This is a genomic window from Collibacillus ludicampi, assembly GCF_023705585.1.
GTDB classification, from domain to species: Bacteria; Bacillota; Bacilli; order Tumebacillales; family BOQE01; genus Collibacillus; species Collibacillus ludicampi.
This window is the reverse complement of record NZ_BOQE01000001.1, coordinates 3,805,728-3,828,521: the sequence shown is the minus strand read 5'-3', so window position 1 is coordinate 3,828,521 and position 22,794 is coordinate 3,805,728. Positions and strand designations below refer to the sequence as shown.

Annotated in this window: 27 protein-coding genes and 10 tRNA genes; 29 read left to right on the top strand and 8 right to left on the bottom strand. The window is 45.2% G+C overall.

Annotated features, from left to right (window positions below; genetic code table 11):
* Positions 1-116 precede the first annotated feature (116 nt).
* The 3 genes from DNHGIG_RS19410 to DNHGIG_RS19400 all read left to right on the top strand — a co-directional run bounded on the left by DNHGIG_RS19410 (position 117) and on the right by DNHGIG_RS19400 (position 2,770).
* The gene (locus DNHGIG_RS19410; RefSeq protein WP_282201148.1) at positions 117-503 is read left to right on the top strand and encodes a DoxX family protein; all 387 of its coding nucleotides are present in this window, start codon (positions 117-119) and stop codon (positions 501-503) included.
* Between the two features lie 441 nt (positions 504-944).
* Positions 945-2,036, top strand: a complete 1,092-nt coding sequence (locus tag DNHGIG_RS19405; RefSeq protein WP_282201147.1) for a quinone-dependent dihydroorotate dehydrogenase — start codon at positions 945-947, stop codon at positions 2,034-2,036.
* A 59-nt stretch (positions 2,037-2,095) separates the two neighbouring features.
* Complete coding sequence (locus DNHGIG_RS19400) at positions 2,096-2,770, top strand: SIR2 family NAD-dependent protein deacylase (protein ID WP_282201146.1); 675 nt, start codon at positions 2,096-2,098, stop codon at positions 2,768-2,770.
* A gap of 24 nt (positions 2,771-2,794) precedes the next feature.
* Here the strand turns inward: DNHGIG_RS19400 and DNHGIG_RS19395 are convergent, their stop codons facing one another.
* Positions 2,795-2,959, bottom strand: a complete 165-nt coding sequence (locus DNHGIG_RS19395) for a hypothetical protein (protein ID WP_282201145.1) — start codon at positions 2,957-2,959, stop codon at positions 2,795-2,797.
* Positions 2,960-3,208: 249 nt separating this feature from the next.
* On the opposite strand from DNHGIG_RS19395, the gene DNHGIG_RS19390 reads away from it, so the two are divergent.
* Both DNHGIG_RS19390 and DNHGIG_RS19385 read left to right on the top strand, forming a co-directional pair.
* On the top strand, positions 3,209-3,568 hold the full coding sequence (locus DNHGIG_RS19390) for a hypothetical protein (protein ID WP_282201144.1): 360 nt from the start codon (positions 3,209-3,211) through the stop codon (positions 3,566-3,568).
* A gap of 46 nt (positions 3,569-3,614) precedes the next feature.
* Positions 3,615-4,412, top strand: coding sequence for a DUF2797 domain-containing protein (locus DNHGIG_RS19385; RefSeq protein WP_282201143.1), 798 nt, complete (start codon positions 3,615-3,617; stop codon positions 4,410-4,412).
* A 31-nt stretch (positions 4,413-4,443) separates the two neighbouring features.
* Here DNHGIG_RS19385 and DNHGIG_RS19380 read toward each other — a convergent pair whose 3' ends face one another.
* A complete protein-coding gene (locus tag DNHGIG_RS19380; RefSeq protein WP_282201142.1) occupies positions 4,444-4,686 on the bottom strand; it encodes a YuzB family protein in 243 nt (80 codons plus the stop codon).
* A gap of 75 nt (positions 4,687-4,761) precedes the next feature.
* Here DNHGIG_RS19380 and DNHGIG_RS19375 point away from each other — a divergent pair, with 75 nt between their 5' ends.
* From DNHGIG_RS19375 to DNHGIG_RS19360, 4 genes are all read left to right on the top strand, one after another.
* On the top strand, positions 4,762-5,139 hold the full coding sequence (locus DNHGIG_RS19375) for a sirohydrochlorin chelatase (RefSeq protein WP_282201141.1): 378 nt from the start codon (positions 4,762-4,764) through the stop codon (positions 5,137-5,139).
* Between the two features lie 58 nt (positions 5,140-5,197).
* A complete protein-coding gene (locus DNHGIG_RS19370; RefSeq protein WP_282201140.1) occupies positions 5,198-5,368 on the top strand; it encodes a hypothetical protein in 171 nt (56 codons plus the stop codon).
* Positions 5,369-5,372: 4 nt separating this feature from the next.
* A complete protein-coding gene (locus tag DNHGIG_RS19365) occupies positions 5,373-5,603 on the top strand; it encodes a hypothetical protein (protein WP_282201139.1) in 231 nt (76 codons plus the stop codon).
* Positions 5,604-5,682: 79 nt separating this feature from the next.
* The gene (locus tag DNHGIG_RS19360; protein WP_282201138.1) at positions 5,683-5,979 is read left to right on the top strand and encodes a DUF1450 domain-containing protein; all 297 of its coding nucleotides are present in this window, start codon (positions 5,683-5,685) and stop codon (positions 5,977-5,979) included.
* Between the two features lie 47 nt (positions 5,980-6,026).
* On the opposite strand, the gene DNHGIG_RS19355 is transcribed toward DNHGIG_RS19360, so the two are convergent.
* Positions 6,027-6,776: a nickel/cobalt transporter gene (locus tag DNHGIG_RS19355; RefSeq protein ID WP_282201137.1), complete on the bottom strand. Its 750-nt coding sequence runs from the start codon at positions 6,774-6,776 to the stop codon at positions 6,027-6,029.
* A 140-nt stretch (positions 6,777-6,916) separates the two neighbouring features.
* On the opposite strand from DNHGIG_RS19355, the gene DNHGIG_RS19350 reads away from it, so the two are divergent.
* The 3 genes from DNHGIG_RS19350 (at position 6,917) to DNHGIG_RS19340 (ending at position 8,597) form a co-directional block, all read left to right on the top strand.
* Positions 6,917-7,660, top strand: a complete 744-nt coding sequence (locus tag DNHGIG_RS19350) for a S1C family serine protease (RefSeq protein ID WP_282201136.1) — start codon at positions 6,917-6,919, stop codon at positions 7,658-7,660.
* A 196-nt stretch (positions 7,661-7,856) separates the two neighbouring features.
* Complete coding sequence (locus DNHGIG_RS19345) at positions 7,857-8,216, top strand: Lin0512 family protein (RefSeq protein WP_282201135.1); 360 nt, start codon at positions 7,857-7,859, stop codon at positions 8,214-8,216.
* 21 nt (positions 8,217-8,237) lie between these two features.
* Positions 8,238-8,597, top strand: coding sequence for a rhodanese-like domain-containing protein (locus tag DNHGIG_RS19340; protein WP_282201134.1), 360 nt, complete (start codon positions 8,238-8,240; stop codon positions 8,595-8,597).
* A gap of 115 nt (positions 8,598-8,712) precedes the next feature.
* On the opposite strand, the gene DNHGIG_RS19335 is transcribed toward DNHGIG_RS19340, so the two are convergent.
* Positions 8,713-9,006, bottom strand: a complete 294-nt coding sequence (locus DNHGIG_RS19335; protein ID WP_282201133.1) for a hypothetical protein — start codon at positions 9,004-9,006, stop codon at positions 8,713-8,715.
* Positions 9,007-9,353: 347 nt separating this feature from the next.
* Between DNHGIG_RS19335 and DNHGIG_RS19330 the strand changes: the two genes are divergently transcribed.
* A complete protein-coding gene (locus DNHGIG_RS19330; protein ID WP_282201132.1) occupies positions 9,354-11,825 on the top strand; it encodes a transglycosylase domain-containing protein in 2,472 nt (823 codons plus the stop codon).
* Positions 11,826-11,979: 154 nt separating this feature from the next.
* Positions 11,980-12,546 carry a GTP cyclohydrolase I FolE gene (gene folE / locus DNHGIG_RS19325; protein WP_282201131.1) on the top strand — a complete coding sequence of 189 codons (567 nt, stop codon included), beginning with the start codon at positions 11,980-11,982 and terminating at the stop codon, positions 12,544-12,546.
* A 56-nt stretch (positions 12,547-12,602) separates the two neighbouring features.
* Here the strand turns inward: folE and DNHGIG_RS19320 are convergent, their stop codons facing one another.
* Positions 12,603-13,292, bottom strand: a complete 690-nt coding sequence (locus tag DNHGIG_RS19320) for a metallophosphoesterase (protein ID WP_282201130.1) — start codon at positions 13,290-13,292, stop codon at positions 12,603-12,605.
* Between the two features lie 136 nt (positions 13,293-13,428).
* On the opposite strand from DNHGIG_RS19320, the gene DNHGIG_RS19315 reads away from it, so the two are divergent.
* From DNHGIG_RS19315 to DNHGIG_RS19245, 15 genes are all read left to right on the top strand, one after another.
* Positions 13,429-14,373: a hypothetical protein gene (locus DNHGIG_RS19315; protein ID WP_282201129.1), complete on the top strand. Its 945-nt coding sequence runs from the start codon at positions 13,429-13,431 to the stop codon at positions 14,371-14,373.
* A 6-nt stretch (positions 14,374-14,379) separates the two neighbouring features.
* The gene (locus DNHGIG_RS19310; protein ID WP_282201128.1) at positions 14,380-14,652 is read left to right on the top strand and encodes a hypothetical protein; all 273 of its coding nucleotides are present in this window, start codon (positions 14,380-14,382) and stop codon (positions 14,650-14,652) included.
* A gap of 158 nt (positions 14,653-14,810) precedes the next feature.
* Complete coding sequence (locus DNHGIG_RS19305; RefSeq protein WP_282201127.1) at positions 14,811-17,048, top strand: ATP-dependent helicase; 2,238 nt, start codon at positions 14,811-14,813, stop codon at positions 17,046-17,048.
* A 289-nt stretch (positions 17,049-17,337) separates the two neighbouring features.
* Positions 17,338-17,412: transfer RNA gene (locus DNHGIG_RS19300), tRNA-Asn, on the top strand.
* 4 nt (positions 17,413-17,416) lie between these two features.
* A tRNA-Asp gene (locus tag DNHGIG_RS19295) sits at positions 17,417-17,493 on the top strand.
* Between the two features lie 7 nt (positions 17,494-17,500).
* Positions 17,501-17,576: transfer RNA gene (locus tag DNHGIG_RS19290), tRNA-Thr, on the top strand.
* Between the two features lie 8 nt (positions 17,577-17,584).
* Positions 17,585-17,660 (top strand) — tRNA-Trp (locus DNHGIG_RS19285).
* A gap of 13 nt (positions 17,661-17,673) precedes the next feature.
* Positions 17,674-17,749: transfer RNA gene (locus DNHGIG_RS19280), tRNA-His, on the top strand.
* A 1-nt stretch (position 17,750) separates the two neighbouring features.
* Positions 17,751-17,825, top strand: a tRNA-Gln gene (locus DNHGIG_RS19275).
* Positions 17,826-17,841: 16 nt separating this feature from the next.
* Positions 17,842-17,924 (top strand) — tRNA-Leu (locus tag DNHGIG_RS19270).
* A 3-nt stretch (positions 17,925-17,927) separates the two neighbouring features.
* A tRNA-Ala gene (locus tag DNHGIG_RS19265) sits at positions 17,928-18,003 on the top strand.
* Positions 18,004-18,053: 50 nt separating this feature from the next.
* Positions 18,054-18,129: transfer RNA gene (locus DNHGIG_RS19260), tRNA-Val, on the top strand.
* Between the two features lie 3 nt (positions 18,130-18,132).
* Positions 18,133-18,207: transfer RNA gene (locus DNHGIG_RS19255), tRNA-Gly, on the top strand.
* 103 nt (positions 18,208-18,310) lie between these two features.
* Positions 18,311-19,300: a substrate-binding domain-containing protein gene (locus DNHGIG_RS19250; protein WP_282201126.1), complete on the top strand. Its 990-nt coding sequence runs from the start codon at positions 18,311-18,313 to the stop codon at positions 19,298-19,300.
* An 82-nt stretch (positions 19,301-19,382) separates the two neighbouring features.
* A complete protein-coding gene (locus DNHGIG_RS19245) occupies positions 19,383-19,985 on the top strand; it encodes an adaptor protein MecA (protein WP_282201125.1) in 603 nt (200 codons plus the stop codon).
* Between the two features lie 38 nt (positions 19,986-20,023).
* Here the strand turns inward: DNHGIG_RS19245 and DNHGIG_RS19240 are convergent, their stop codons facing one another.
* The 3 genes from DNHGIG_RS19240 to DNHGIG_RS19230 form a co-directional block, all read right to left on the bottom strand.
* Positions 20,024-20,476: a DUF441 domain-containing protein gene (locus DNHGIG_RS19240; RefSeq protein ID WP_282201124.1), complete on the bottom strand. Its 453-nt coding sequence runs from the start codon at positions 20,474-20,476 to the stop codon at positions 20,024-20,026.
* A gap of 55 nt (positions 20,477-20,531) precedes the next feature.
* The gene (comA, locus tag DNHGIG_RS19235) at positions 20,532-21,362 is read right to left on the bottom strand and encodes a phosphosulfolactate synthase (protein WP_282201123.1); all 831 of its coding nucleotides are present in this window, start codon (positions 21,360-21,362) and stop codon (positions 20,532-20,534) included.
* Positions 21,363-21,459: 97 nt separating this feature from the next.
* Positions 21,460-22,776: an MFS transporter gene (locus DNHGIG_RS19230; RefSeq protein ID WP_282201122.1), complete on the bottom strand. Its 1,317-nt coding sequence runs from the start codon at positions 22,774-22,776 to the stop codon at positions 21,460-21,462.
* Between the last annotated feature and the right edge of the window lie 18 nt (positions 22,777-22,794).

Below are 22,794 nucleotides of genomic sequence, written 5' to 3'. Positions count from 1 at the left end.
ATTTCCTGAATTATTTTATCATAGTTTCTTGACAAAAGTAAGTAAACACTGTATCTTACTAACATAAGATAAGTAAATTAATTTTACTCAAAAACTATATGAAAGGAAGAATTGTGATGATGAATCTCGGTTTATTGATGATTCGTTTGGTTGTCGGTCTTTCATTTATGGGGCATGGGGCTCAGAAACTGTTTGGATGGTTCGGGGGATATGGACCAAAAGGAACCGGTGGTTGGCTGGAGTCCATTGGGGTGAAACCCGGGGTGCCTATGGCTGTTTTGGCGGGATTAAGTGAACTTGTAGTAGGAGCGCTTTTTGCTGCAGGTGTATTGACGTGGATTGGTGCCATCTTGATCGTTCTAACGATGCTGGTTGCCATTGTTAAAGTTCATGGACAAAACGGATATTGGGTTGACAAAGGTGGATTCGAATACAACTTGGTGCTGATTGCTGTTGCGTTAGGCGTCGCTATGATCGGCCCTGGCACCTACGTTTTGTTCTAATTTTCACCTTTGAATGGATCATACCGTATGAGTCGTACGCGGCCCGTTTATGATGAATACGGAACAAGAAATCAGGCAAACTTACGCAGACGACATTGCCTGTGAATTCGACATCTGAATGTAACCCTGCTGCACTTTTACATTTCATAATTCCATAATATTGATCCGAAAAGCATCTGCGTGATCGCGGATGCTTTTCGAGTTTCTAACTGAATGAAAGATACGAAAACGAAGAATTCTTATGGCATTGCTCATGCGAAAAATAGGAGTGGTATATGAAGCCTATTCACAGCGTTTCGATGCCAAGTCAAGTATACGAGACATTTGCGGGAAGTTTGTGGACGAAAATGAAAAGACGTCAGTAGTTTATGGCGTGTGATTCCGACAAAATGTGATATGCTCTAAATTATATAAAGTCACTACGGTATAGGAGTGGAATGGATGTACAAATTCATTAGGAAATATCTTTTTACACTCGATGCGGAAGTTGCCCATGAACGTACCGTATCAGCATTGAAATTGGCTAATAACATAGCGGGAGCAAAAGCACTTTTACGTTCTGTGTACGGGTTGGAAGACGAACGGTTACATACGCATGTTTTGGGAATTCATTTTCCAAATCCTGTTGGACTCGCTGCTGGATTCGATAAAAATGCCGAAGTTTATCATGCATTGGCGGCACTCGGCTTCGGATTTATTGAAGTTGGGACTTTGACACCGGTGGGACAGCCGGGGAATGAAAAGCCACGCTTGTTTCGCTCCGTGCCTGATCAAGCGGTTATTAATCGTATGGGATTTAATAACCTTGGTGCATCGGTAGCGGCGAAACATCTCAAAAATTATGTAAGTGCGGGGGTTCCGATTGGAATTAACATTGGGAAAAATAAAATGACCGCGAACGAAGATGCGGCCGGTGATTATCAAAAATGTTTGGACGTGCTTTATTCATACGGGCATTATTTTGTCATAAATGTCAGTTCACCGAACACTCCCAATTTGAGAGACTTACAAGAAACTGAGAAGTTGAGCCGACTTTTGCGAGCCATCCGCACGAAAACAAAAGAACTTGAAAAGTATGGATTCCAGGCAAAACCCATTCTTCTGAAAATTGCCCCGGATATGTCCAAAGAGCACATGAAGGATATTGTACAAGTAGCAGTGTCTGAAGGAATTTCCGGCATCATTGCCACGAATACGACATTATCGAGAGAGGGATTACAAGTCCATTCTTTCGCGGAACAGGCAGGCGGTTTGAGCGGTCGGCCTCTAGCGAGACGTGCGACAGAATGGATTCGGGAAATTTATCGTGAAGTGGGTCGGAAAATACCGATCATTGGAGTTGGCGGAGTCTTTACAGGTGATGATGCATACGAAAAAATTCGGGCCGGGGCAAGTCTCGTGCAAATTTATACAGGGATGATTTATGAAGGACCAGGAATCGTAAAATCAATCAACAAACGTTTACTTGAGTTAATGGAACGCGACGGATTTACGAATATTCAACAGGCAGTCGGGGCTGACCACAAGGAATGAATCACCGTACAAATGGTGAACACTGAGCATAACAACGTGAATTCAAAGGGGGAAGGGGTTTGATCGAGAAGTGGAAACGTATCATTCAATCAGCCCGTCATCCTCTTGCTATCACGGGTGCCGGAATCTCGGTAGCGAGTGGTCTTCCAACAGTTTCCTCTCGTTGGAGAGGAATTCCTTTGCGCGAAATCTTTACTTTACATTTATTTCTTAACGAACCTGACCGTTTTTATCGTTGTTATAGGGAAGTCCTGTTGGGATGGAATGCAGCGAAACCAAATCCAGCTCATCTTGCACTTGCACGCTGGCAAATACCGATCATCACCATGAACATAGATGGTTTACACCAGGAAGCGGGCAGTCCCCATGTCATTGAACTTCATGGAAATCTCCGTGAATTGATTTGTTTGGGTTGCGATTCCATTTTTTCGAGCGATTTGGCCAGGACGGACAACTTTCCGTTATGTCCGTCCTGCCAGGGACGACTCAAACCGAATATCGTATTGGTCGGCGAGGAGGTACATCACTTCTCGTCGGCTGTCGATTGGGTTGGACGTTCGGATGTTCTTTTGATTATTGGAACCCGCTTGGAAATGGCTCCCTGCAATCAGTTGCCCAAGGTTGCGTCGCGTACAGGCGCAACGATGATTCGCATCAATCAAGAGGCGGAACGTATCGTTCCTGCGATTCTAAATATCAAACCCAACGAATCGGTTCACCCGTTCCATCAATGATTTTCAAATGAAGATCTTACTAAATCACCAGCGGGATTCAGAACCGGAAGTGATAAAACTGATCGCCAGGAACGCACCCGCGAAACCCATAAAAATGGTTGCCAACGTGACGGCATGATCAGAAAGAAAAAGTGTAAAAATAGTCAAGATCACACAAAAAATAGCAATGGACAAATAATACCTAAACATGTTTCCCCTCCTTATGAAAGATCACAAGATTGGTTCAAACGTATGCAACACTCATGTTTGGTATTCCATCTCTCAAGTTCCATGTGTTTACTAATCATTTTTCCGGGCAAGTCCGATATAATGGTTCACAGATAAAAGAAGATCTTCTTTTCTAGCCCCCCTAATCTGGCTGGTGACCGAGGGGGGCTTTTTCTTATGCGTCGTGGTGTGGTATCGTTAATAAAGATAAACTTTAAAGGGGTCTGACGCATGTATTACGCGTATATTCTTGAAACCAGTCGAAAAGCAAGGGCAGCCCGTCAAGTTTACGATTATTTAAACAAGCATCGAAAAGAAAACCTTCTGCCCTCGCAAGTGGTGGCTGGTTTTCCGATTCGCGACGGAATTCGCGTGAATCAAACAGATAAAAATCGTGTATTGAATCTGCGATTACATGATGAACATATGAGTCCGTATTTTAAAACCAATATGAGTCTTTTTCATTTGATCATGATTGACGAAACGGCTGATATATGGGCTTATCGCGGTGAGAACGGCTGGATGTTTTTGTTTGAAGGCATTCAAGAAGCACCCAAGCCGTTTGGTGCGCATGGTTATGATATGAGATAGAATTCGTTTTCCAAAATACATAGGTTGAGGAGAAAGGAGTTTCACCGTGTCTGCCGTTGGGTATTTATCGGAATTGCAACATGAACCTTCTTCGCCCGTTCGTTATTACCTTGTCGTTGGTGACGAAAGGTTTTCACTGAATGAAAGAATCGGTACGAAGATTGTTTTGACATATCTTGATGAAAAAGCTTGCTGTCATTGTGGAAGAATCAGTAAAAAATTATATAATAACGGGTATTGTTATCCATGTTTTATTAAACTCGCGGAATGTGATCTCTGCATCGTGAAACCGCATGAATGCCATTACCATCTTGGAACATGCCGTGATGAATCGTTTGCCGAGAGCCATTGTATGATTCCTCATTACGTTTATCTCGCTGTATCTTCCGGAATCAAAGTCGGTTTAACCCGAAAAAACAGGGAATTGACCAGGTGGGTGGATCAAGGCGCTGTCCGTGCCATTCCGCTTGCCGAGACACCGACTCGGAAACTTGCGGGTGAGATGGAGTTTCTCATCTCTCAACATATCCCTGACAAGACAGATTGGCGCAAAATGTTGCGCGGACAGATTGAAGATGTGGATTTGATAAGGGTGAGAGAACAAGTAAAAGAGATTTTGCCGGAAGAATATCGAAGTTATCTGTTAGAAGTGGACGAGATCTTTGAGTTTACTTATCCGATGACAGGGGAAATGGAAAAGGTAAAATCTTTGACGTTTGATAAAATTCCTCAGATCGAAGGGATTTTGACTGGAATTAAAGGACAGTATCTGATCCTTGATCAAGGCGTTATCAATATGAAAAAGCATACGGGGTATAAAGTGAAAGTCGATTGGTGCGTGTAAAATCCGGGCCGCTTTACTTGAAAGCGGCCTCTTACTGCCAGTTGGCAAGTTCTGATTGGATGGCTTCATCGATCGCCTGCATAAGTTCCACAATTGTTTCCCGGATGATAAGTTCCCCGTTCACGTAGGCATATGGAGAAGCTGCACAGATCTCACAATGACTGAGACAAGGGGAACGTAACACGGTAACACCATTATATTTTCTCTCGAATGATTCTAAATCTTCACTTGATATCGGATTTATATCACATACCTCAATGACGACAAGACTCATGGTTGAACTCCTTCCATCGTTCTGTATGACCCTAGTGTACCAAGAAGTGCGACGAATAACCATAAGTAAGGGGATATGCGCTTGCATACGGGTATCGTGATCATTGCTCATGGAAGTCGTTCCGACGAGGCAAATCAAGACGTTATGTACATCGGAAAAGCTCTTCGCGAGCAAGGATATTATAAGGTTGTCGAAGTTGGATATTTGGAACTAGCGCGTCCGGATGTTCTCACAGCGATTGACACTTGTGTATCAAAAGGAGCAAACCATGTCATCGTCATTCCGTTCTTTTTATTGGCCGGGACGCATGTTCAGGAGGACCTACCTGCCTTGATGGAACAGGCTCGAGCGAAGCACCCGGACGTCATAATACAAATGGGGCGTCACTTGGGATTTCATCAGCAACTGGTAGAGATTATTCTGGATCGGATCACTGATGCAAAAGAAGGATGATACGAGTGTGATCGGATCATACTATATTTCATCAGTTTCCGGAAAAGGAGTGCAACAAATGACTTGGTTGTATGAAGCGAGAACGTACGAGAATCGTTCGATTGCCTCCTATGTCGCGATGTGTGTGCGTGATGATCAAATGATGATGGGAATCAGGGAACCTATCGTTCAGATTTTCAGAACCAAGAAAGGCAAATATGCGGTGCGTTATCGGCTCTCAGGGAGATGATCCAATGGAACACGTATGCCCGGTATGCAACGGCTTGTCAAAATTGCAGGAGACATGCAAACAATGCGGCTCTTGGCTCGAAGACGATGGCCCGATGACAGATTTCGTCGGCCCTTATAGCCCTTATGAACTGACGCCGCAGGTACATCAAAAAGTGGGTACTTGTATCCACTTGTTGACTTGTACATATTGCCAGCTCGAGTCTTATGCGATTGTACGAAATGACGTCATTTGATCGGAATATGGAATAGCATATATAATTTGGTTGCTGTAATATAAGAGAAGATAGAGGAATAGCAAAGGGGTTGTCGATCATGTCTTCTCTTACTTTAAAATTTTGTAAGAAAAATCTTGAACTTTATTCTCAATCGGTCTATGACAAATTAAAAGAGCAATATCCAAACGAGAAAATCGAAATTGTGGATTGTGCGGGTAAGGAGATATGCGGCTTGTGTGCGGATGTTCCATTTGCGATAAGGAACAATGCGATCGTCGGCGGCCGTACTCCTCGTGATCTTTTTTACAAATTGACACGTGGGATGGAGTTTCTGAATACATTGCCGCAAGCCAAAGAAGAAATTGATTCGAAAGCGGAACAAGTCTCAAAATAAACAGCCTGTGAAAAGCCGACCCAAATGATCGGCTTTTCATATTTTCTTTATGGAACCATACTGAAATGAATAAGTGCACGATACAACACGAGGGCTCCAAGGCAAGTGATCAACATAGCCGACAATTTGGTCATGGATTGAGAGAAACGGCTTTTTTCCAGGTAATCTAACGAACGACTGGCTTTTAGTATGAGGATTCCCAGTGTGCTCATCGTCATGGCGCTGCCAAGTGAAAATACGAGAACAAGCACGATGCCGGCATAGATTTGTTGTACCGTGAAGGAAGCGAGTAAGATGGCTAGAGCGCTTGGACACGGAATGAGACCAGTGAAGGCGCCCAAAGCGAGTAGACGGCGTTTGCGTATAAAAAACGAGGCGTCTTCACCATGCAAAACGACTGTCTCCTCGAGATGATCGTGTCCGTGTACATGGCCATGTGAACATGCAGTCACGTGGGCATGGTGACCAATTCGCCCGATAGTTACTACCTTAGGAAACATTTGTTTCCATAATATACTGATACCCATAAGTGAGATCACACAGCCACTGACCAGTTCGATCCAATGTTCCAAGTGAGAAGGAAGGTATCGAATTGTAGTGTTTGCCACAAAGGCAAGAATTAGAATTGAAAATGTATGTGAAAGCGCTGATACGAAACCGATCAGGATCGCGTCGCGTATACTGGAGCGAGAGGATACCAGATATGCGCTCATTACCCCTTTTCCATGCCCGGGTTCCAGAGAGTGGAGCACGCCGAGTCCCATGGCGGCAGGAATGGTTATCAGAAAGTGATCCATCGCTTTTCCTCCTAACGGCAACATGATCATCATATGATATGCTTGGCCTTAAGTAGACATACCCCTTTTTGTTGGGCTCACCCCGTCCATTCGCTCGACATACAATGATATGACATCCCACACCTTGTGAGGTGAGCGGCGTGAAAAAGGGGAAAGGAACTTCTTTACGAAAAAAAGGGAGTGGCCGAATCCCGTCACGAAACAATTTCAGCTTCGCCGATATCGTTGATCGCTATAAATCGTCTGTCGTGTATATAGAGGTGTTACATGACAGGAAACAGCCTGCAAGATCGATGCTTGGAGTCCCATGGGAACTCTTTGCCGAATCGCCGAGCGATAATAAGGTTATGAATATCGGAACAGGATTCCTTTTTCACGAAGGGGGATACATCCTGACAAACGAACACGTGATTCATGACGCCACAGTTGTGAAGGTTCGTTTTTTCGGCGAGAAACAGTCGGTGCCCGTGCAAGTTATCGGTACAAATTATGATCTTGATTTGGCCGTATTGAAAGCTGCACTACCAAAGAAGAATCTTCCTGTGCTTCCTTTCGGACGCTCAAAAGATGTGCGGGTCGGGGAATGGGTGGTAGCCATTGGTTGCCCTCTAGGGCTCGATCATTCGGTTACGGTTGGGGTGATTTCCGCCAAAGAGCGTCCGATTACGATCGGAGACCGTCATTATGCACATCTCATACAAACGGATGCGGCTATCAACAGGGGCAACAGTGGCGGACCTCTGATTAACTCCAAAGGAAAAGTAATCGGTATTAATACGGCGGTATCACAAAGTTCACAAGGGATCGGATTCGCGATCGCGATTGATGTCGTACGAAAAGCATTGGATGAATTGATGGGAAAAATACGCAAAAATACAAAGTAAGAGTCTTACTCATTACTTTCCAATACTGTTCCAGCGGTATTGGAAAGTATGTACTTTTTTGTTGTAAATACATACGAAGAGAACGGAAGAATGCACCAAACTGTACAAGGGGGCACAGTTGTTTGATTGCGATTGTGGCCCTTTTCCATTCACTGATGTATAGTAAAAAAAGAAAACCAAAGGGGGTATTGCCATTATGGAAAAAGTCATGTTCATTGAAATCGGCATGGGCGTCGATTTGCACGGTCAGGATATAACCGTGGCTGCGATTCGCGCCGTGAAAGATGCGATCGGGCACAATTCGATGCCGGGTCTTCGGAGTGTATTACCGAATCAAAGTCTAGATGAAATGCAGGTTCGAGTTACTCTTGGGGTTCCCATAGATGCGGAAAAATTGGACATTGCGAAGGTGAAAGAAGCCTTTCCTTACGGACAAGTAGAAGTCAAAGTGGTACAAGGTGGATTGATCTGTTCCAGCGGAGTCGTTCTGCCTGAGAAAGGGGACGTCAACGATCTTGTCTACATCGTGAATGCGGCTGTAGAAGTTGGATATTAATCATGTTGGGAGTGTCAAACCGTGCCGTTTTTACTGAATGGAATCTCCAATTTTGATGCGGAAGAGTTATTGGAACTCTTTGAAAAAAATCAAACAAATCCGAGGGTTACATTGATCGATGTGCGAGAACCGTATGAATACGTGGAAGGGCATATCCCGGGTGTCAAATTGATCCCGATGGGAACAATACCGGAAATTGTTGATACATTGAATCCGGATGAAGAATATGTATTCATTTGCAGAAGCGGCAGACGATCGTATAGTGTTGCAAAATACCTGCAAAATTTGGGTTTCAAAAAAGTACATAATTTTCATGGGGGAATGTTATCTTGGTTTGGGCCGATTGAGCGCGGGGAGGATGAATCAAACCGAAACCTGTGATCGGGCGGCCGTCTTGAGCCGGACGAATGATTTCGTCCGTGTTCCCCTGACGGCCTCTCTATCCAGAGGGAAAAAATTTTCACAACTACGCTACGCCTCTATAGAGTTATTGCTGTTATGGTGCATAGTAGGAGTTTGTTTGCTGATTCTGCAAAAACTTTGCCAAAAAGTCGTATTGACGGGGAGATCGCTTGTAAAGATCATGTAGCACTTGTGTCATCATGGGTAATTCCGTTCCATACTTTTCTGTCATGGAAATGGTGATGTTTTGGAGCTTCACATGATGCTCCCGGAAGGTGATGCCTTCTTCGAGCGAGCGATAGGGAAACTTCTGTATGACCTGACGTAAGAAATTGTGCCGGACATCCGAACAATAAAGGGTGTGATGTCCGAGATCATCGATGAACAATACACCTTCTGGATTGAAATAATAATCTTCTTTTTCCTCTGTGAGAATAATATATACCTCTTCAATATGGGTAGCTTGTTTACGTTTGATCGGTAATTCCCTCCAAATTCTTCTAATTTCCCCTAGTAAAGCGATAATCAGAACCGAATATGTTATACTTATGGTACTTCGATGTTGCTATACGCGCAAGAGAAAGAGGGGAAGATCCCCTTTTTTTGTTTGCTTCGTGAGGCGGATGTAATTGGGTATAAACACGAATTTCTTCTGGTAGAACGTGTTCTGCTTGCTTTGTACTACTCGTCGAGAAATAGAAAATACAGTACAATGCTAGAAGAGGTGAAGCTTACATGAAGAAAAAGCTGTTCATAAGCTTTTTGATTGCACTGATCGTTACCAGCGTGGTCTTCGTGGTCGGGTGTTCGGTTGCACTCCCTGCATTCGATCCGTCGAAACTGGATAATCTCGATCATGTGACTGTCATCTATGATAAAAGTGGTAATGAAGTGGCGAAAATGAAGCCGGACAATAGCACATATGTGCCCTTAAACAAAATCTCCAAGTATGTAATCGAAGGGGTTGTCTCCACTGAGGATAATCGCTTTTACGAGCATAGCGGGGTGGATATCCGCGGTATTCTCAGGGCGATCTACGTCGATGTGCTGAAAGGTTCCAAAGAACAAGGGGCTTCCACAATCACACAGCAATTGGCGAGAAACGTTTACCTTGGTCAGGAAAAAACGTTCACCCGGAAGATCGAAGAAATCTTCTATGCAGCCCAAATCGAACGCCATTTCTCTAAGGATGAAATTCTTGAGAAATATCTCAATCGAGCCTATTTTGGCGCGCCCAACTATTCTCTGGGTGTCGAAGCGGCAGCAGAAACATTCTTTGGAAAACCGGCGAGCGACTTGAATCTGGCGGAAGGTGCATTGATTGCCGGTTTGCCTCAAGCGCCGTCGCTATATAATCCGCTTGTCAATCCACAAGCGGCGATTCAACGCCGCAATATCGTCCTTGACAATATGGTGAAAAGCGGTTATATCACGCAGGAACAGGCGGACCAGGCGAAAAAAGTCCCGTACCAGAAACCTGCTGTAAAGATGGACACTCAGAATGAAATCAAATATCCGTATTATTTGGATTATGTGATTAAAGAAGCGTCTGATCTTTATCAAATTCCGGAAGATCAGATTATCGGCGGTGGGTTGCGCATTTACACGAATTTGGATCCCAAGATCCAATCGATCATGGAAGATGAATTTAAGAAAGATCGGAACTTCCCTGCCAACTGGGGGAATTCGCAAGCGCAAGGAGCGATGGTGGTCACTGACCCGAAAACCGGAGGGATCCTGGCGATGGTCGGCGGCAGAGGCGAACATCAACTGGGAGGCGGCTTTAACCGCGCATTCCAGATGCGACGTTCTCCGGGATCCTCGATTAACCCGGTGGTCGTATACGGGCCGGCGATCGATTCTGGGCAATATGGTCCCTATTCGTTGCTCAATGACCGGGCGGGAACCCAATTTGGAGACTATCAGCCAAAAGACTGGGATGGCAGAGGACGTGGCCAAGTAACGATGAGGGAAGCTCTGCGCGAATCGTGGAATATCCCGGCCGTATCCTTGTTGCAAGAAATCGGTATTGACACAGGTAAGCAGTTTGCTGAAAAAGCGGGTATCGTCTTTGACGATTCGGATAACAACTTAGCGATCGCTCTTGGTGGTATGAAAAACGGCGTCTCACCTTTGATGATGGCCGATGCTTACGACGCATTCGATAATGGCGGCGTACGCATTCCAGCCTATGCGATCCAAAAGATTGAAACGGAATCCGGAAGCGTGATCGCTCAAGCGAATCCGCAACAGATTCAAGTGATGAAACCGGAGACAGCACGAACGATGACATCTCTCTTGCAAGATGTCGTGCAATCCGGTACGGGTACAAACGCACAATTAACAACCGGCCAACCTGTAGCTGGAAAAACGGGTAGTACCGAATACGGAACAGAAAGTAACCGTGACGCATGGTTTGTCGGGTACACGCCGAAGTATGTAGGGGCCGTTTGGATGGGATTTGATGATTCCAGTCACGGGGAAAACGTTCCCGAAGGCAGTAAGATCGCCGCGAAGTTTTTCAGCACGGTCATGTCCCGTGTCACACAGGGTGAGCCTATGACCTATTTTGAAGCCCCGCCCGTGCAAAACGCTCCTACTAAGAAGGAAGAACCTTCACAAACGCAAACATTGAGCGTGCAAGCGGCGAATACGGGAAATGCGGTACAACTTTCTTGGAACGCGCTAGACGGTGATGTCACGTACGCAGTCTTCCGGGCAGATAATGTAGACGGTAAAGCGGTGAACGGGATCCTCATTGGCACTACGAAAGATACTTCTTTTGCAGATCAGAATGTGGATCCGTCGAAAGGCTATATTTATATCGTGACGGCCGTTGACTCGAACAATCATGAGTTAGCGAAATCCGCACCGGTTACTGTTTCACCGTCATTGCCCGATGATAAGGAAGGAAAAGGCGGAGAAAAAGGCAAGTCCAAAAATCATAAACACAACGTTTCCGGTGATACGTCCGGTCAAAATGACAATACCAATGGCGGAACTGACGGAACGGGAACGAGCGGTGATAATGGAACTGGTGGAAACAAAACGGGAGGAGGAACCAACGGTTCAGGATCTGCCGGTTCCGGATCCGGATCAACCGGTACTGGAACACAATCGGGAGGTACGGATTCGAACAGTGGAACCGGACAAAGCGGTTCCGGAAATGGTACAGGAAGTGGTACAAAAGCAAATAACAGCAATTAACATCCTAATGGGCAACTTTTGGTTGCCCATTTTTATATACATGATAAATATTTGGCTCCCGCATAATAGATATATCGTATTGGAATGATTTTAAACTTATGATATAGTAGGTGTGATTTTTTGGTCTTTCGGTACATAATGGGAGGAATCGTCAATGTCATTTGATCAAGATAAAATTGTCCGAGCTGTACGCATGATTCTTGAAGCGGTTGGGGAAGATCCTGATCGCGAAGGATTGTTGGATACACCCAAACGGGTCGCGCGAATGTATGAAGAAATTTTCGCAGGGTTACATAAAGATCCTGAAGATGAGTTAACAACGATTTTTAATGAATCTCATGAAGAACTCGTACTCGTTCGTGATATTCCGTTCTATTCTGTGTGTGAACACCATCTCGTACCTTTTTTTGGAAAAACTCATGTTGCTTATATTCCGAAGGGAGGTCGCGTCACGGGCTTGTCGAAACTGGCGCGGCTTGTTGAGACGGTTGCACGCCGACCGCAATTGCAAGAGCGGATTACCGCTACTGTTGCAGATTCCATTATGAGTCGGTTGGAACCACACGGAGTAGCGGTTGTCATCGAGGCTGAACATATGTGCATGACCATGCGTGGGGTCAATAAACCTGGAAGCAAAACAGTTACGACAGCTGTAAGAGGCATTTATGCTGAAGACCCCGTCGCGCGCAAGGAAGTGTTTGATCTCATCCATCGCAGTTAAGAATTAGAAAAAGGTGCTTTGTCGCAGAAGGACAAGGCATCTTTTTGTATTATAAATCAAATGATACGCTTGGGAGCAAAGTTAAGGAAATCGCATGACACCAAATGAAAGTGAATACCTTCGAATTCTCCCAATAACGCTGCTCGATGTCCTTCACCATGCAAATGACCGTAAATGCAATGTTCGACTTGATATTCACGCATGAGATCAAGAAAAAGCGAAGGTTGATGTTTCTCGTTTGTTGGGGGGTAATGCAGCATCACCCAAATGCGAGAGGACAGCTTTTTCGCGTTTTCCAAAGCGAGACGAAGTCTCCCCGCTTCACGCATATAGATTTGCTCATCATGTGCATCAAAATCGTAGCTCCCGGGACAGTTCCAACCTCTTGTTCCGCATACGGCAATATCGCCGATCAACATCGCGTCGTTTTGGAGAGCGAACATGTGATCCGGAAGTGTTTTTCGCACTTTTGATATCGTTGTCCACCAATAATCATGATTTCCTCGCGTCAAAATTTTCTTCCCCGGCAACTTGCCGATCCATTCGAGATCCACAGCCGCTTGTTCCAGTTTCATAGCCCATGAAATGTCTCCAGGAATCAGAACCCAGTCATCGGAATGTATCTCTTGTTCCCAGTGATGTTTGATGGAGGCCGGATGGTTGACCCATTGTTTACCGAAAATATCCATGGGCTTTTCGCCGGAAAAAGAGAGATGAAGATCTCCAATTGCAAAAATGTGTGCCAATTTCTCATGCCACTCCTTCCTATGAAAAAGATTGTACTGGATTCGGCAAAGTAAAGAAAGTCAAGAAAGGAATTCGGTGGTATACGTCGAAGTAAAATACAAACGTTTATCGTCGCCATGTAAGGAGTTGATCTGTATGCTGCAGCATGTTTCCAGGTCACTGCGGTACAGTCTTGAAGGCTTCCTGAAGCGAACATTCTATGTTTATAATGAACCGATGACAGAAGAGGATATTGTCCAGATCGTAAAAGAACATTGGCTCGCTATGGATGAGAAGAACAGAGATACGATTGAGGTAAGGGTACATATGGCTCTTTCAACGGAAAGCGGGGTCTTTGAAAGGAAGGGCAATCGGTACGTGATGCGTGAACATGTGCCGGATGACTTGCATGACCTCGCTTATAAGTTTCTTGCGGAAAAAATGTATCCCCAGAAACATGGAGAGCTTTTACGGCATATTCAACAAGTGACGAAACGAAGCCGAGGAGAATTGATGTCGCGCGTGGATTTCGAACGGGATTGGCGTTTCGCTCGTCTCACAAGCGGTGAGTGGACATTGACGGAGTGGAGTATTATCAATGATGAAGTTGTCGATTTAATGACAACCCTCAATGTCCGGAATGCCAATCGCCAAGAATTACTGGAATTAGTAGCGGTTGATTCCAAAGGTGAGACAATCGTCTTCTTTCCGGAATTGGATCCCCGTTTTCAAGTCGGATCGGATGGACAGATTGAATTGCTGGCTTTTCAAGATCCCCCTTCCAACGAGGCCAAGGCTTCTGACAAAAGAGATAAAGAGAGCCATTTCATGCTGAATAACGAAGAAACGGAGGAAAAATACATGACTGCAAAAAAAGATCTGATTGCATCCATTCTTATGGAGTTGGAAGCGTATTTGAACCGTTTGGAAGAAAGAGATCAACAAATCCCTCAGGAAGTGATGGCTTATTTCCATAATGATGATCTAAAAGGTATCGAACGTCTCATGCAAGAGAGAAAACGCAACGCTGAATTTTCGACAGATCTTCAAGAACTGTTAAAAAAATGGAATGTAAAAGCTGAGGAAATGGTGCATGTGTAATCCCCTATGAAAGATGCAAGCACCGATTCACTGGAGAATCGTTTTGAACGATTAAGGAGACTGCTTGATGTTTGGCGGGATATGTTGCAACAAAAGGAGAAAGAAGTGTTGCAATGTTTCTATCAGGATGATCTGTCGGGAATTGCTAGATTAATGGATGAGAAGAAACGCCTTGCCATACGAATTCAACATATTCAAGCTTTTGTCGATAAGTGGGAGTTTATTGAATCGCGTATATTCAGCCAGGATAGGGATTCGCAATCCGTTCCATATCCATAGATCCTGATCTAAGCCAGTCCAAATTAAAGAGTGTGTTCAAGAAGAAGACCTACTTTTGAACATCCTCTTAACAGGACTGGCTTAGATGGTATATGGTTATCTTCGGACTCTTATCGGATGTTTTTTGGATTGATTTCTATTTTGTTAAGGGGTTGCTTATGAACCTGACGGAAATGGAGTTTTTTCTGTTGCTTTCACAACACGGGATTCGAATCAGTCCCGAGCAAAAAGAAGCGATTCGTCATATTCACGGTCCTTTGGTTGTATTTGCTGGCCCAGGCAGCGGAAAAACGACCGTTTTGACCTGCCGTGCAGCCTACATGTTAAAAGTAGGAGGCATTTTACCGAAAGAATTGCTGATCGTTACATTTACCCGCGCTGCTGCTGAAGAAATGCGAGTTCGCTTGTCACAATTGCCAGGAGTGGGAGATTTGCGGGCAAAGGCGTGTGAAATCGGCACATTTCACTCAGTCTTTTTGCGGATACTTCTCAGAAAGCTCGGTTCTGTACCGAAATTGATGGGAGAAGCGGAACAAAAAATGTTGCTTCGTCGTGCATTACAGGAAACGGGAGCGGATGCCACAGAGGAAGAAGTTGCCGATCTCTTGCAAAAGATTGGACTTTGTAAGAACAATCTCATTTTGCCTGAACGGATTCGCGTGGAAAAGCCGGAGAATGTCAAGTTCCGCGATCGTTTTACCATCTACGAAGAATTGAAGAAAGAAAAAGGCTGGTGGGATTATGACGATATTCTCGTCGAATGTCATCGCCTATTAAAATCGAATGTGCAGATACTCGAAGAATACAGAAGACGGTACCGTTATATCCTGGTGGATGAGTTTCAGGATACGAATTATGCCCAATATGAATTGATCAAACAACTAGCTGTACATAACAACATTTTTGTTGTCGGTGATGACGACCAATCGATCTATAGATTTCGAGGTTCCCGGGTCGAATACCTGCTTGACTTCGAAAAAACGTTTCCCGGGGCGGCGAAAGTAATTCTGGGGGCCAATTATCGCTCGCACCAACAGATCATAGAAGCAAGCAAACGCTTGATTGTACATAACCGGAAACGTCAACAGAAGGATTTCAAAGGAATGAACGGCGAGGGAGAAGAGCCGCACGTGATTCGACCGAACGATGAGAAAGACGAGGCTGAGCAGATTCTATCCGAAATTGAACAGGGGATCAAAAGCGGCATTCCCCCTGAACAACATGCTGTTTTATACCGGACGAACAATCAGGTGCGTGCGCTCATCGATGCTTTGGTGGAAAGGGAGATTCCATTTACGATTTATGATTCGGATAGCGATTTCTATCGTCAATGGCAGGTGCGGGATATTTTATCCTACATGAGACTCGCTCAAAATCCAAATGATGTTGACAGTCTCGTACAGATCATCAATCGGCCCAAACGTTATATGTATGAAACGAGGTGGATCGATGAATTGCACCGGATTTCCCGTTCGCAAAGTTTGAGCCTCGTTGATTCCTTGTCGAAGCTTCAAGGATTGGAAATCTACCAGATTAAAAAATTGGAACAATTCATCCGTGACATCGAACGGATAAAACTCTTGAATCCTCAAGAAGCACTCCGCTATATCCGAGATGAAATCGGTTATGAGAAATATTTGCGCGAGTATGCTGATTCTACAGGGAATGACATGCAAAGGGTTATGGAACCGTTGGATGAATTAGCGCAAGCGGTGCAGGGGTATGAATCGATATTCGCATTTTTAGAGCACGTGGATCGGGTACAGGAATGTGTCCGTCAGTCCAGAAGCTCTCGCAGGGGGATTCAACTGATGACCTTGCATCGCGCCAAGGGTTTAGAGTTTCACAGTGTTTACATTATTGGACTTGTGCATCACATGATGCCGCACGAAAAGGCGCTTAACGATCAGCATACAGAAGAAGCGCTAGAGGAGGAACGAAGACTTCTCTACGTGGGTATGACAAGAGCAAAAGAACGGTTGTACCTCTCAGCGCCTGAGCGATATCAAGGCAAGAAGGTCAAGCCGTCCCGTTTTCTCTACGAGACAGGTCTTTTGAAGTCTACATGGCGCGTGGCTCTTCAAAAGAAGAAAGTGAAAACGGAAGTGCAAAATCAACTGGAGCTCTCGCCGCAGGAACGGATGAAGAAGGCTGTGGAACGCTATGGTTCTATTGCCGTCACAAAAAACATGACGCTGATTCATAGGGATTACGGCAACTGTACGCTTGAAGATGTTCAAGAATTGACAGACGGACTTGGCCGCCGTGTCACCATTCTGATTCCTGATCGAGCGAAACCGCAGCAATTGCACTTGGAATTATCTTTGTACCTTGGGATTTTGAAGACAGTCACGCAAAATGAGGTGTCGGTAAAACACGGCTCTGAAAATCTTTGATGGGCTAATATTGTGCTTCCTGGAGTCGTCTCGTTTAGATTACTGTCAAATGTTGCGAGACGACTTCCAGCTGTATAAAAACTAGAGAATCGATTCATTGAAAATGAAAAGACAGGATGAATTCATTTCATAATTAATTTTGTTCTCTGATCATGAACAATTACTATTGAGTAGAAAAACAAAACGTGATAGTATAACAAACGTCACCGCGAGATTTGCCAAAATCAAAGAGCGAGAGAAAATATGTTGACAAGATGATTGAATCGTGATATATTATTTCATGTCGCATTCCTCGATAGCTCAGCGGTAGAGCATCCGGCTGTTAACCGGAGGGTCGTAGGTTCGAATCCTACTCGAGGAGCCATATTGGAGCTGTGGTGTAGAGGCCTAACATGCCTGCCTGTCACGCAGGAGATCGCGGGTTCGAATCCCGTCAGCTCCGCCATTTACATGCCAGCGTAGCTCAGCAGGTAGAGCAACTGACTTGTAATCAGTAGGTCGCAGGTTCGATTCCTGTCGCTGGCTCCATGTTACGCAGGGGCATAGTTCAGTTGGTAGAACGGCGGTCTCCAAAACCGCATGTCGTGGGTTCGAGTCCTGCTGCCCCTGCCATTGATAATTCTTGGTGGATGTGGCGAAGTGGCTAACGCACCGGATTGTGGCTCCGGCATTCGTGGGTTCGATTCCCATCATCCACCCCATTGGGGAGTCGCCAAGCGGTAAGGCAACGGACTTTGACTCCGTCATGCGTAGGTTCGATCCCTACCTCCCCAGCCAAAGAAAGTGTAATTGCGCGGGCGTGGCGGAATTGGCAGACGCACTGGATTTAGGTTCCAGCGGGAAACCGTGGGGGTTCAAGTCCCTTCGCCCGCACCATTTGGGGGTATAGCTCAGTTGGTAGAGCACCTGCCTTGCAAGCAGGGGGTCAGCGGTTCGAATCCGCTTACCTCCACCATGTTGAACATTCAAGTAAAAAATCAATGAAGACAGATACCGAATTTTGCTGGACGCTTAGCTCAGCTGGGAGAGCACCTGCCTTACAAGCAGGGGGTCGGCGGTTCGATCCCGTCAGCGTCCACCAGATGCGGAAGTAGCTCAGTGGTAGAGCATCGCCTTGCCAAGGCGAGGGTCGCGGGTTCGAGTCCCGTTTTCCGCTCCAAATTCTTTTATCAAACACAGGCGATAAAAAGTCTGTGTTTTTATTTTTTATCGTTTATGCTATTATATAGTGAAATGATAACTAAAAATGAGGTGTTCACCCGGTGAACGTTACGATTTATGATGTTGCAAGAGAAGCAGGCGTATCGATGGCAACGGTGTCCCGGGTATTAAACGGTACAGCGGTTGTCAAAGAGGAAACGCGAAAAAAAGTATTGGATGCTATAAAAAAACTTCACTATCGTCCCAACGCGGTGGCAAGGGGGCTAGCGAGCAAACGTACCAAAACGATCGGCGTAATCGTGCCCGATGTTTCTGCACCTGTCGTTGCTGAGATGGTTCGTGGAATAGAAGATATTGCCAGAATGTATCAGTATCATATTATCTTGTGTAACTCAGACGGACAATTGGAACGCGAAAAAGATTTGATCGGTACCATGTGGGAGAAACAAGTCGATGGACTTTTGTTCATGGGCCATGATATTTCTCAGGAGTTGGTAAAAACGTTTGAGGATGCACAACTTCCTGTTGTACTCGTGAATACGGTGGACCCGGAAAACCGTATACCATCGGTGAATGTGGATAACCGCCAGGCAGCATATGAAGCGACACAATTCCTTGTGAAAGAAGGTGCAAGACGAATTTTATTTCTCGGAGGACCGCGTTCTCATTTGGTCTTGGGTGAACCCCGCTATTCCGGGTATTTGCAAGTCATGCAAGAGCAAATGCTCGAACCGCTCCTCTTCGAATGTGAAGATACCGATTATGAAACCGGACTGACCGCTATGAAGCAATGGCTTGCCCAAGGAAAACAATTGGACGCTGTATTGGCAGCTACCGATGAATTGGCGACAGCCGCGATGCATGCTTGCCAGGAGGCGGGGTATCAAATTCCTTCACAAGTGAAAGTCATCAGTTTTGATAATTCGCGGCTGACCTTCATGGTTCGTCCTGAATTAACGACGATTGTTCAACCTCTTTATGATGTGGGAGCTGTATCGATGCGCTTGATGACGAAGTTGTTGCATGATGAACCTGTCGATTCCTATTCGGTGATCTTGCCGCATGATATGGTCATACGTCAATCGACGTAAGGGCATACCGAACGTATACATGCCCTTGCGCATAATCTTTACTACTAACTAGAGGTCTTCTCTCTACGAAGGAGTGATATGGATGCACGTGGAGAGGCTGGGAGAAAATAAAGTTCGAATCTTTATCAGCTATGATGACTTGGAGGAACGAGGAATTGATCGCGAGGAAATTTGGCAAAACGGACGTAAGGTGCAGGAATTATTTTGGGATATGATGGAACGCGCCTATGTCGAGGTTGGCTTTGAAGTGATTGGTCCGATCGCGATCGAAGCGTTTACGATGCCTACAGAGGGTGTTGTGGTCATCGTCACGCAAATTTCATCGTTACCGGGAGCCGTGGAAAAACAAAATGAAGAACTGGGCTCGATTGAAATGAACCTCCATTCTGCTGACTCTCTGGGCGCTTTCACTTTCGTATTCAATGACTTTGAAGAAGTCATTCGCGTAGCTCGTGAACTAAAAGAAGTCGTACAAGAGGGATGTTCCCTTTATCATTATAGAGATCGTTATTTTTTATTTTTTGAAGAGGAATCAGTCGCTGGAGCCGATTATGATTCGGTTTGGGCCGTTTTGCATGAATACGGGGATTTGTCTTCTGTCACGCACGCGGTACTTGAAGAGTATGGGAAACGGATCATCGACCGTACGGCTATCCAAGAACTGATCAAATACTTTCCTGCGTGAAATAACCCGGATGGTTCTCATCCGGGTTTTCATACGTTCTACTGAAACATTTTAATAATATTAAGCATTAACGCTGCAATCGCTGCAGCCATGAGTGGTCCGACAGGGATTCCTTTCAGGAAAACGATCCCTATGATCGATCCGATGACAAGACCAATCATGACCTGAGGTTCAGCCTTCAACATCGAAAGACCTTGGCCGTTAAGGTATGTAGCCAGGATGCCGCCAATCAGTGCGAACAAACCTGACATTGTAAAAAAAGTACTTAATAAATCTTTCGTTTGAACTTTTCCGTTCACTAACGGAACGAGTACGGAAATCATTAAGAATAAGAGCCCCAACTCCAAGCCTCGCCGCTCAAGCATTGGAAAAAAACGTTGCAGGTGAGTAAGTTTTAAGATCAGAAGTACACTGGCAGCAGTTGCTAAAATGTTCGATCGGCCGATGATGCCAACGATAATGAGGATGACTAATACGATCTCTCCAAACATACCTCCAATCGCCCCTTCTGTCCATCTGTTTCACTATATGGACAATCAGGGCGAGTCATGCTTTCTTGTTCAGTGAAAATTCCGGATGGACTGTGTAACGCAATGTATCGCTGCGTAACCCGCAACGTAACGATTCCAATGAGAGGACATCGCGGGGATTGATATTGCCGACATTGACGTTGATTCCGAACATGTGAATGAATTCTACTTGCTGGTTCTTAAGAGGCGCCTCCCAAATGATTGGATCCGAGCTCCCTAGTTTCTCGCAAAGTTCTTCAATTTCCGTTTTGCGTAATGTTCCGTCTTTTTCAAACATACCGACAGCTTTCCCCGATTCTCTGCCTTCGATGATGACTTTAAAAGCCCCGTATTCCAGATCGTAACAAATACATTCGTACAGATGATCAACTGGAAGATAGCATCCACTCTCTTTTTTTCCCACTTCACTTAATACGAGTAAGCCGAGCGACTGAGCAAATTTGATCACTTCGCGGCGGAGGAAGCGTTCATATGCGATCGTACCGTCAGATACTTCAATCGCGCTAAATCCTAAGTCTGCACAGCGTTGCATGAATTCTCGCCATTTATTTTGCAGGATGGCTATTTCCAAAAATGTACCGCCCGGATAGACGTGAATATGATTTTCTTTAAGAAGCATAATTTTACGCCGCAAAACCGATTCGGGGTATAGTTTCGAGGAAGCGAAACCGATTTTGACAAAATCGATGTAAGTGGAAGCAAGATCAATCAGATCTTCTGTCTCATGTAAGCCTAAGCCGGTGTCGAACAACATGGTTATTCCTTTGATACGAGGCTTAGAGAAGCGCCCTTCGATCGGATTCGCGAGAAGGTCGTCCCAAGCTCGCTTCATTGCAAGTTGATCCATGATCTGGCCCCTTTCCCAACAATTCCTCTTCCTGACTCCTCTGGGTGTTTGTCACGGGAGAGACTGCAATATGTTATGCGAGCTCAGGTGCAGGTTGCTACACCCGAGCTCTTATCCTGCCAAATACACGTCTCTTGCCCATTACGATATGATCTGGCTGTTTACGCGGTTGGTTGGTTCCTCCTTTGTTGGGGCTACGGGGTCGAATCAACCACATGGAGAGAAGTCCGACGAGTAGTGCCAGCCCGGAAACTGTTAGGAACATGAAAACGCGAGAAACATCAATTAACCATGTAAAAATGGGAGGGCCGAATGCGACGCCAAAAAAACGTACGGCACCATAAAAGGAAGTGACGATACCCCTTTCTTCTTTGGAGACAGCCGATGTTATCAATGTGTTCAGGCAAGGGAGTGTAAGACCCGTACCGATCCCGGAAATGACGAGAAAGAAAAGCAAAACATAAGGATTACGAAAGAAAGCGGCAGATGCGAGAGAGCCTGCAAGCAGGAAAAAACCTGTTACGACAAGCCATTTCATAAGACCAAATCGTTTTTTGATTTTTATTCCTGTGATATAAGATGTACTTGCCATAGCTAGCAATGGAACGGCAAGGATTCCGCCTTTGGGGATCCCATCGATACGATATTGTTCTTCAAGAAGTTGAGACAAATAAAAAAGTACACCAAATAGAATGAACAAAGCGCACGCTCCAGCGAAATAAGCGGTAAGTAACCATTTCCATTCCCTCTTAAAAATGATTTTGAGTGTTTGCATATACTGTGAAAATGGTTGAGGTTCACCCTGCATCGCAGGTTCTTTGATTAAGAACCATAAGAGGAGAACAGAAAGGCTGCAGAGAATGGGGAATGTAAAAAAAGCGGCATACCAGACGATCATTGCGACGAGAACGCCGAGTATGGGGGACAATACTTTACCCAATCCGTTTGCCGCTTCATTGATACCCAGTACCTTGCTGCGTTGATCCCCTTTAAAAATATCGCTGATGAGTGCCATCGTGATCGGAGCTGTCCCTGCGGCGCCTGCGCCCTGAAGAACTCTTCCTAACATAATCATCCAGTATGGGTTTTTTGATAACCATGCGGAAAGACCCGCCACCAGTCCCCCAAGCGCATACAGAACCAAGGAAGGTATGATCACGTTTTTTCTTCCATAACGGTCAGACAAGTATCCTGCAAATGGTATAATGATGCCAGCAGGAACGGAAAACAAGGTGATGACGAGACTGACTTGTAATTTGCTGATGTGAAGTTGTTCTTGCATGGTAGGCAGGATCGGTATGAGCATCGAATTGCCTAATACCATAATCAGTGGCACGAGTGAAAGTGCAATGACAGGCCAAACAGACAAAGTTGTTTTGGCTCGCTCTGTTTGCTTTGTGTCCGTTTCACTCATACGATCGCTCCTTTCATA

Excerpts from the sequence above, each read along its gene's own strand:
- DNHGIG_RS19410 (WP_282201148.1), top strand. The coding sequence starts at position 117 with ATGATGAATCTCGGTTTATTGATGATTCGTTTGGTTGTCGGTCTTTCA.
- DNHGIG_RS19405 (WP_282201147.1), top strand. The coding sequence starts at position 945 with ATGTACAAATTCATTAGGAAATATCTTTTTACACTCGATGCGGAAGTT.
- DNHGIG_RS19395 (WP_282201145.1), bottom strand. The coding sequence starts at position 2,959 with ATGTTTAGGTATTATTTGTCCATTGCTATTTTTTGTGTGATCTTGACT.
- DNHGIG_RS19390 (WP_282201144.1), top strand. The coding sequence starts at position 3,209 with ATGTATTACGCGTATATTCTTGAAACCAGTCGAAAAGCAAGGGCAGCC.
- DNHGIG_RS19380 (WP_282201142.1), bottom strand. The coding sequence starts at position 4,686 with ATGAGTCTTGTCGTCATTGAGGTATGTGATATAAATCCGATATCAAGT.
- DNHGIG_RS19375 (WP_282201141.1), top strand. The coding sequence starts at position 4,762 with ATGCGCTTGCATACGGGTATCGTGATCATTGCTCATGGAAGTCGTTCC.
- DNHGIG_RS19370 (WP_282201140.1), top strand. The coding sequence starts at position 5,198 with ATGACTTGGTTGTATGAAGCGAGAACGTACGAGAATCGTTCGATTGCC.
- DNHGIG_RS19365 (WP_282201139.1), top strand. The coding sequence starts at position 5,373 with ATGGAACACGTATGCCCGGTATGCAACGGCTTGTCAAAATTGCAGGAG.
- DNHGIG_RS19360 (WP_282201138.1), top strand. The coding sequence starts at position 5,683 with ATGTCTTCTCTTACTTTAAAATTTTGTAAGAAAAATCTTGAACTTTAT.
- DNHGIG_RS19355 (WP_282201137.1), bottom strand. The coding sequence starts at position 6,776 with ATGGATCACTTTCTGATAACCATTCCTGCCGCCATGGGACTCGGCGTG.
- DNHGIG_RS19345 (WP_282201135.1), top strand. The coding sequence starts at position 7,857 with ATGGAAAAAGTCATGTTCATTGAAATCGGCATGGGCGTCGATTTGCAC.
- DNHGIG_RS19330 (WP_282201132.1), top strand. The coding sequence starts at position 9,354 with ATGAAGAAAAAGCTGTTCATAAGCTTTTTGATTGCACTGATCGTTACC.
- folE (WP_282201131.1), top strand. The coding sequence starts at position 11,980 with ATGTCATTTGATCAAGATAAAATTGTCCGAGCTGTACGCATGATTCTT.
- DNHGIG_RS19315 (WP_282201129.1), top strand. The coding sequence starts at position 13,429 with ATGCTGCAGCATGTTTCCAGGTCACTGCGGTACAGTCTTGAAGGCTTC.
- DNHGIG_RS19310 (WP_282201128.1), top strand. The coding sequence starts at position 14,380 with ATGAAAGATGCAAGCACCGATTCACTGGAGAATCGTTTTGAACGATTA.
- DNHGIG_RS19305 (WP_282201127.1), top strand. The coding sequence starts at position 14,811 with ATGAACCTGACGGAAATGGAGTTTTTTCTGTTGCTTTCACAACACGGG.
- DNHGIG_RS19245 (WP_282201125.1), top strand. The coding sequence starts at position 19,383 with ATGCACGTGGAGAGGCTGGGAGAAAATAAAGTTCGAATCTTTATCAGC.
- DNHGIG_RS19240 (WP_282201124.1), bottom strand. The coding sequence starts at position 20,476 with ATGTTTGGAGAGATCGTATTAGTCATCCTCATTATCGTTGGCATCATC.
- comA (WP_282201123.1), bottom strand. The coding sequence starts at position 21,362 with ATGGATCAACTTGCAATGAAGCGAGCTTGGGACGACCTTCTCGCGAAT.
- DNHGIG_RS19230 (WP_282201122.1), bottom strand. The coding sequence starts at position 22,776 with ATGAGTGAAACGGACACAAAGCAAACAGAGCGAGCCAAAACAACTTTG.